Source organism: Rhodopseudomonas sp. B29, from assembly GCF_000333455.1.
Classification (GTDB): domain Bacteria; phylum Pseudomonadota; class Alphaproteobacteria; order Rhizobiales; family Xanthobacteraceae; genus Rhodopseudomonas.
Map to the genome: position 1 here is coordinate 1 of NZ_BADD01000312.1, position 7846 is coordinate 7846.

At 65.7% G+C, this 7846-nt stretch carries 5 protein-coding genes and 3 pseudogenes; 3 read left to right on the forward strand and 5 right to left on the reverse strand.

The features are described from left to right. A pseudogene (locus tag I5M_RS29555) lies at positions 1–914 on the reverse strand (PA0069 family radical SAM protein); the annotation flags it as partial. Between the two features lie 181 nt (positions 915–1095). Between I5M_RS29555 and I5M_RS11460 the strand changes: the two are divergent. Together I5M_RS11460 and I5M_RS11465 are read left to right on the forward strand one after the other, a co-directional pair. Further along, positions 1096–1659 (forward strand): glycosyl transferase, encoded by a 564-nt coding sequence (locus I5M_RS11460; protein ID WP_031336100.1) that lies wholly within the window; start codon positions 1096–1098, stop codon positions 1657–1659. A 137-nt stretch (positions 1660–1796) separates the two neighbouring features. Next, entirely contained in the window at positions 1797–2723 is a 927-nt protein-coding gene (locus I5M_RS11465; protein WP_022721534.1) for a helix-turn-helix domain-containing GNAT family N-acetyltransferase, read from the forward strand. A 156-nt stretch (positions 2724–2879) separates the two neighbouring features. Here I5M_RS11465 and I5M_RS29560 read toward each other — a convergent pair. The 4 genes and pseudogenes from I5M_RS29560 to I5M_RS29565 form a co-directional block, all read right to left on the reverse strand. Continuing rightward, a pseudogene (locus tag I5M_RS29560) lies at positions 2880–3630 on the reverse strand (CoA-transferase). Beyond that, complete coding sequence (locus tag I5M_RS11475) at positions 3627–4445, reverse strand: CoA transferase subunit A (RefSeq protein ID WP_031336101.1); 819 nt, start codon at positions 4443–4445, stop codon at positions 3627–3629. The pseudogene I5M_RS29560 and the gene I5M_RS11475 overlap by 4 nt, the downstream one beginning before the upstream one ends. 131 nt (positions 4446–4576) lie before the next feature. Beyond that, positions 4577–5125, reverse strand: a complete 549-nt coding sequence (gene moaB / locus I5M_RS11480; protein ID WP_031336102.1) for a molybdenum cofactor biosynthesis protein B — start codon at positions 5123–5125, stop codon at positions 4577–4579. 150 nt (positions 5126–5275) lie between these two features. Then, positions 5276–6197, reverse strand: a pseudogene (locus I5M_RS29565) (neutral zinc metallopeptidase). 345 nt (positions 6198–6542) lie between these two features. Between I5M_RS29565 and I5M_RS11490 the strand changes: the two are divergent. After that, positions 6543–7676, forward strand: a complete 1134-nt coding sequence (locus I5M_RS11490; protein WP_022721537.1) for a site-specific DNA-methyltransferase — start codon at positions 6543–6545, stop codon at positions 7674–7676. The last annotated feature ends 170 nt before the right edge of the window (positions 7677–7846 follow it).

Below are 7846 nucleotides of genomic sequence, written 5' to 3' on the forward strand. Positions count from 1 at the left end.
ACAGGTCGCGCATTTCCAGCGGCAGCCGCAACAGCACGTAGCTCGCTTCCTTGACGCCGCATGGGCGGCGGCATCGAGGATACGCTCGATTTCCATTCTTTGAGCCCCGGGATCACCGGCGCCACCATTACGGTGGTCGGAATGCCGGCGTCGGCCAGCATTTTCAGCGCTTCGAGCCGCTTCGACGGCGTCGAGGCCCGCGGCTCCATGGTCCGCGCCAGTTGCGGATCGAGCGTCGTGACCGACAATGCCACCTTGGCGAGCTGACGCTGCGCCATCCGGGCCAGGATGTCGATGTCGCGCACGACCAGCGCCGACTTGGTGACGATGCCGACCGGGTGGCCGGTTTTCTCCAGTACTTCGAGCACGCCGCGCATGATCTTCCGCTCGCGCTCGATCGGCTGATACGGATCGGTGTTGGTGCCGATCGCGATCATCCGCGGCTCGTATTCGGCCGCCGCCAGCTCCTTCTCCAGCAGCGCCGGCGCGTCCGGTTTGGCGAACAGCCGCGACTCGAATTCGAGCCCCGGCGACAGGCCGAGGAAGGCATGCGTCGGCCGCGCAAAGCAGTAGACGCAGCCGTGCTCGCAGCCACGATAGGGATTGATCGAACGATCAAAGCCGATGTCCGGCGAGTCGTTGCGGGTGATGACCTTGCGGGCGGTGTCGAGCGACACCGTGGTCTTGAACGGCGGCAGTTCTTCGAGGCTCTGCCAGCCGTCGTCGAAAGCGACGCGCGCTTCGGCCTCGAAACGGCCTGAGGCGTTGGACTGAGCGCCACGGCCTCGGCGACGTTGCTGCTCGACCGCGACACCGGCGGCGGTGTCGACGATCGGGAAAGAGGGAGGCGCGCCCACCGGCTCGGAGGGCGCCGTGACCGGCGGGCGCTTGAGGGCACTGGATGCTCTGCTCATGCGCCAAAGATAGCGAGTCGAAAGAACAAAGCAAGAACGAAATCGGAAATGTCACAGGCACGCGGAGTTAACGGTGAGGCCACGCGCTCCTTGATGCTGCAATGCCACGATTCGCGGTGATTTCGCTGCGACGAGGTGCTAACGATGGCGCGCAGTGTCGCAAAAGGGTCGCCTGATCGGCATGTTGAGCGTCATCGTCGCCACCGAGGGAATTGAGCGGACTGCGGTTGCCACGCTGGCATCGCTGGTCGCCGGCGCCGCCGCCGGCGTGGTGCGCGAAGTGATCCTGGTCGATCGCAGCGGCAACGACGTGATCGAACGCGTCGCCGACGTGGCGGGCTGCGCCTTTCTGCGCTTCGAGGGTTCGCGCCCGGCAGCATTGGCAGCCGGTGCCCGCCAGGCGCGCTCACCCTGGCTGATGTTCCTGCATGCCGGCGCGGTGCTCGATGCGTCGTGGATCGAGGAAGCCACTCAGTTCGTCGAGGGCGTCGCCGCCAGCGGCCAGCCGCGCGCCGGCATCTTTCGCTACGCGCGCTCGCCCTATGCGCAGAGCGGCTGGCGCGACAGCCTGGTCAGCGTACTGCGGACGCTGAAGGGCGACACCGAACAAGGCCTGCTGATCGCCCGCGATCATTACGACCGGCTCGGCGGCCACGATGAAGGCCGCTCCGAAGCGACGCTGGTGCGCCAGCTCGGCCGCTCGTCCCGCACTTTGCTGCGCAGTCGCGTCATTCTCGCCGCCTGATCCTTCACGTTCGCGCCGAGCGAGCGCAACCTCGTCGACATATACTTGCTTTCGGCAACTATTTAGTTGACGGAAGCAAGTATATCGGTTTGGATGGTTCCATCGCCGCGACATGGCGATGGAAAGAGCAAAGTCCGGTGCAACAGGATCTGACAAATGACGAGACGGTCGAAGCCGTCCGCGCTTTCAACCGCTTCTACACGGCCCGGCTCGGCGTACTGGAGCAGCATCTCTATGCGAGCCCGTATTCGCTGACCGAAGCGCGCGTGCTGTACGAGCTGTCGCAGCGCGAGCATGTGACGGCGACCGAGATCGCCGCCGAGCTCGGGCTCGATGCCGGTTATCTCAGCCGGATCGTGCAGAGCTTCGACAAGGCCGGGCTGATCAAGCGCACGCCGTCCCCTGCCGATCGTCGCCAGCATCTGCTGTCGCTGACCGCAAAGGGCCGCGCGTCCTACGCCAAGCTCGAGCGGAGCTCGCAGCAGGATGTCGGCCGGATGCTTGCAGCACTAGCGCCGGATGATCGTGCCGAAATCGTCGCCGCGATGGCGACGATCCAGCGCACGATGTCGTCGACTCAACATCCGCCGCCGATCCTGCGCGAACCGCGGCCCGGCGACATCGGCTGGATCGTGCAGAGCCATGGCGCATTCTACGCCGCCGAATACGGCTTCAACGCCGCGTTCGAAGCGCTGGTCGCGCAAATCGCCGGAGACTTCCTGGCCAAGCACGATCCCTCGCGCGAGCGCTGCTGGATCGCCGAATACAAGGGCGTGCAGGCCGGCTCGCTGTTTCTTGTCGATGCCGGCGGCGGCATGGCCAAGTTTCGATTGCTGCTGGTGACGCCGCAGGCGCGCGGCCAGCGCATCGGCAGGCGACTGGTCGACGAAGCCATCGCGTTCGCCCGTCGCTCAGGCTATCGCGGCATCACGCTGTGGACGCAAAGCATCCTGGTCGCCGCGCGCGGCATCTATCAGCAGGCCGGCTTCAAGCTGGTCGGGACCGAACCGCACAGGATGTTCGGCCCGGAACTGACCGGCGAGACGTGGGAGCTGACGCTGTGAGTCCGGCGCGTCGCGAGGACACGCGGCGCGTCACTGCAGAACTGATCGCCTTCCACACGCAGCGTGGACGGGCGCTGCGACGCGCCGCAATGGCTGCGGTGCTACATGCCGTGTTCGACGGCCTGTGCCTAAGACTCCGTCAGCTGAAGCGGAGCCTCAGGCAGCCCGATCCGCCACCATCGCCTGAGCGAACTGCGGATAGCACTCCGCGAGTTCGTCGGTAACGCGGCCGCGTAGCAACGCCAGCATCTGCGCGTCCGGCTCCGGCGTGAACGGCACACGCTCCGGAACGTCGTAGTCGAACCCAGTCGCCGCTCGAACATCCTCGGCCGTGCTGCCGCGGTGAACGCTGCGCAGCGCGAAGCGGCGCCTCGCTTGTCGAAATCGAACAGCGCGAGACCTGTGAGTAGCGCGTGCGGCCCGCCGGTGCGATGCACGCCCTCGGTCACGCCCGGTGCGCTGACGAAGTCGACCTTGTCGACCAGCACACGCGCGAATGCTCCTCGCGGAACAGGATCACGCGCGGCACCAGATAGTACATGAAGGCCGAGCCGAACGAGCCCGGCCAACGGACGTTGCTCTGCGGATAGTCACCGGTGCCGACGAGGTTGATATTCGCCTGGCCGTCGATCTGGCCGCCGCCGAGAAAGAACGCGTCGATCCGGCCCTGCGCCGTGGCGTCGAACAGCTCGAATGCGCCGTTGGTGAAGAAGTTGTGGTCACGCGAGCCGAGCACGACGACACGGACGCATTCGCGACCGCGGAGTTCGTTGCGGGCGCGCAGCAGCATCGCGCCGGCGGCGGGAATCGGCGACGACGCGCCGACCGCAACGGTGCGGACGCCGTCGAGCAGATCGGCGATCGTGCAGATCAGGATTTCGCGGGGAGTGGCTCGCATCGCGCTCATGCCACCGCCTCGAACTTCTGGGCGAAGCCTTGCATATAGGCGGCGAAGCCCTCGCGCGAGCGCGCCATTTTGGCGTAGCGAGCCAGTTCGGCATCGTCGGTGACGTATTCACCCGCGAGACCGAGCGGCCAGGCGCCGTGCTTGGCCTCGGCGATGGCGCCGACATACAGCGCCGGCAGCACGCCGCCGGAGGTGGCTTCGTCGGCGAGCAGCGAGGTCTCGACGATGCGCTCGACCGTCACCAGCGCGGTCTTGGCCGCGTAAGCCATCGCGGCGAGTTCGGTCTGGCGGCCGATGCGGACATTGCCGAAGCGGTCGGCCTCGGGCGCATGAAACAGCGCGACATCGGGCCTGATCGCCGACACCACCACGATCGGATCGTCTTCGGCGAACGGATTGTCGATCACCTTCCAGTCCGGCCGCACCCCCAGGATATCGCTGCCGATGATGCCGCGGATCGGCATGAACGGGATGCCCATCTGGCCGGCGCGCAGGCCGGCAAGCAGCGCCGGACAGGTCGCGTCCTTCATAGTGAAGGCGCCGGTCTTGATGCCGTCGCCGAATCGCGGCGCGCCGCCTGCCTCGCCGAGCGTCACCGCGCTGGTTTCCAGCGTCGCGATCAGCCCTTCGCCGATCAGCATGTCGGCCTGAATGCCGCTGACCGGGACGCAGACGAGATGCAGGTTCTTCGGCCGCCGCGCGATGATCGCCGCTGTCGCCGCCATTGCGACGCCGGCACGGTCGGTCGGCACAGCGACCATCATGCCGTCTTGAACCTGCGCCGCCAGCGCCTCGAGTGAAACGATCTCGCCCATCGTGTCCTCCATCATGCCGCGCCGCGGAAAGCCGGGCACGGCGCGATTGTTGTTACTTTGACACGATGGTTTCGCTTGGGCGGCGCGCTGTCAAGCAACCCGCACGCAGAGCAGGTCGCCGCAGTGCGCCCTCAGCTTTTGCTGCGCCGCAGATGTTCGTCGAGCCGCGGCATGATCTCGACGAAATTGCACGGCCGGGTGCGATAATCGAGCTGCGCCGCCAGGATACCGTCCCAACCGTCGCGGCAGGCGCCGGGCGAACCCGGCAGGCAGAAGATGTAGGTCGCGCCGGCGACGCCAGCGGTCGCGCGCGACTGGATCGTCGAGGCGCCGATCTTGCCCCAGCTCATCATGTGGAAGGCGATTGAAAATCCGTCCATCCGCTTCTCGAACAGTGGCTCGATCGCCTCCGGCGTGACGTCGCGGCCGGTGAATCCCGTGCCGCCGGTCGTGATGATCGCATCGACGCCCGGATCGGCGATCCACCTCTTCACCACCGCCCGGATCGCCTCGACATCGTCCTGCACGATCTCCCGCGCCGCCAGCGTATGCCCGGCGCCCTGCAGCCGCTCGACCAGTGTCGTGCCGGACTTGTCATCGGCCAATGCACGCGTATCGGAGATCGTCAGCACGGCGATGTTGAGCGGGATGAATTGCTTGGGTTGGTCCGACGTGGCCATCAACAGTCCTTGCTGCATCTCAACGCAAAGATCGTCATCCTGAGGAGCGAGCGCAGCGAGCCTCGAAGGATGAGCTACGCACCTTGGCTGTCATCCTTCGAGGCGCGCCGAAGTGGCGCGCACCTCAGGATGACGTCCGCGAGGTAAGACTTACAACCGCTCCGCCCCGAACGTATTGCACGCCGCGACCGTGCCCTGCTGATAGCCGGTCATGAACCAGCGCTTGCGCTGTTCGGCGGAGCCGTGGGTGAAGCTGTCGGGAACGACGCGGCCGGTGGCTTTCTTTTGCAGTGTGTCGTCGCCGATCGCCGCGGCCGTGGTCAGCGCGGCGTCGATGTCGCCGTCTTCGAGGAAGTTCGGCCGCTTCTTCTGCTCACGATTGACCCAGACGCCCGACAGGCAGTCGGCCTGCAGTTCGACCTTGACCTGCAGCGCATTGGATTCGGCGCGGGAGCCGGCCTGCTGCTGCAGCCGCGTCACCCGCGGCAAAATGCCGAGCAGGTTCTGGACGTGATGACCGGCCTCGTGGGCGATGATGTAGGCGGCGGTGAACTGGCAGGCGCTACCCGAGCAGCCGTGGAAGCGGGTCTCGACCCGCTTAAAGAAATTGGTGTCGATGAAGATTTGCGGTCCGGCGGGCAGTAGAACGGCCCCATCGCCGATTGCGCCATGCCGCAGCGACCGCCGTGGGGGCGTCGCGAAACAGCACGATCTTCGTTCCCGTGTAGGTCTGGCCGTTCGCCTTGAAGATTTCGCTCCAGCGGTCGTCGATTTCGCCGAGGATACCCGCGATCATATTGCCCATCTGATCGGTCGGCGCGCCGCGCTTGCCGGGGCCGTTATCGACCTGCTGGTGCTGCTGTTGGCCGCCCGTCAAAATCTCTGCGCCGCCGATCAAGAGGCGCGGGTCGATGCCGAGCGCCCAGCCGACGATGCCCAGCACCACGATAGTGCCGATGCCGAGGCCGCCGCCGCCCATCGGAAATCCGAACCCACCGCCGCCTCCGCCGCCCCCCTCTTGATCGCGCCGGTCCTCGACGTCGTCGCTGCGGCGGAAATCATCGAAACGCATCAGCCTGTCCTCGGTTACGCGGCCGCCCCGGTCGGCCCGCAATCATCAGCATTACCCTGCCCGGCAAATATTGCCTAGTGCACTCCGGCGAAGCCGGCTTGGTACACGCAGGCGAATCGGCCTCGCGGCAAAGCGAAGCCTTTATCACGCGCGCAAACTCCCCAACCCGTCTCCGGCTACCCACAGACGCCGACGACGAAAACAATCTCGCGCGGCTTCGGTTCGCACCGTCGCAAAATCATTTCCAATTAAGTCGTTTTTTACTTTGAGCCGGCAAGGTGACGGCCAGTCGGTTGTTTAGTCCCGCGTCTCCGACGGCGTCACATGAGTCAGAGTAGTTGAGTCATGGTTGTGTCGCGTCGCGGGGCGTCTGCAAAGGCGCCCCGCACTCAATTCGAGTATCCGTCCGAGCACGAGATCATCGTCGGCGATTGCGTCGCCGAGATGTCGAAGCTTCCGGCCAAGTCGGTCGATCTGATCTTCGCCGATCCTCCTTACAATCTGCAACTGAAGGGCAGCCTGAAGCGGCCCGACGAATCGCAGGTCGATGCGGTCGACGACGATTGGGACAAGTTCTCATCGTTCGCCGCCTATGATGACTTCACCCGCGCCTGGCTGCTCGCCGCGCGGCGCATCATGAAGCCGTCGGCGACGATCTGGGTGATCGGCTCGTATCACAACATCTTCCGCGTCGGCGCGATGATGCAGGACCTCGGGTTCTGGCTGCTCAACGACATCGTCTGGCGCAAGACCAACCCGATGCCGAATTTCCGCGGCCGGCGGTTCACCAACGCGCACGAGACCATGATCTGGGCGGCGCGCGACGAGAACGCCAAGGGCTACACCTTCAACTACGAAACGCTGAAGGCCGCCAACGAAGACGTGCAGGCGCGCTCCGACTGGCTGATTCCGCTGTGCACCGGCGACGAGCGCCTCAAGGGCGCCGACGGCAAGAAGGTGCATCCGACCCAGAAGCCTGAACAGCTACTCGCACGTGTGCTGCTGAGTTCGTCGAAGCCCGGCGACCTCGTGGTCGATCCGTTCAACGGCACCGGCACGACCGGCGCCGTCGCCAAACGGCTGCGCCGCCGCTATGTCGGCTTCGAGCGCGACAGTACCTACGCCGAAGCCGCCCGCGCCCGCATCGACGCGGTCGAGCCGCTGCCGGAAGATACGCTGAAGCCTTTCGTCACCGCCCGCGATGCCCCGCGGGTGGCCTTCAGCGAACTGATCGAACGCGGCATGATCTCGCCCGGCGCCAGGTTGGTCGATTCCAAGAAACGCCACGGCGCTCTGGTCCGCGCCGACGGCGCCATCATGCTGGGCGACAAGGTCGGCTCGATCCACCGCATCGGCGCGGTGGCGCAAGGCTCCGAAGCCTGCAACGGCTGGACCTTCTGGCACGTCGAAACCGCCAAGGGCCTCCGCCTGATCGACGAACTCCGCGCCGAGATTCGTAGCGAGATGGCGGCGGGCTAAGCCGCGATCTTCGCTTCCACACGCAAATATCTCGTCATGCCCGGCCTTGTGCCGGGCATCCACGTCTTGCTGAGCTGATTGCGAGAAAGACGTGGATGGCCGGGACGAGCCCGGCCATGACGAAGTAATTGCAGATCGTCATTGCGAGGAACGAAGCGACGACGCAATCC

Coding starts and splice junctions, on each gene's coding strand:
- I5M_RS11460 (WP_031336100.1), top strand. CDS start 1,096: ATGTTGAGCGTCATCGTCGCCACCGAGGGAATTGAGCGGACTGCGGTT.
- I5M_RS11475 (WP_031336101.1), bottom strand. CDS start 4,445: ATGGGCGAGATCGTTTCACTCGAGGCGCTGGCGGCGCAGGTTCAAGAC.
- moaB (WP_031336102.1), bottom strand. CDS start 5,125: ATGGCCACGTCGGACCAACCCAAGCAATTCATCCCGCTCAACATCGCC.
- I5M_RS11490 (WP_022721537.1), top strand. CDS start 6,543: ATGGTTGTGTCGCGTCGCGGGGCGTCTGCAAAGGCGCCCCGCACTCAA.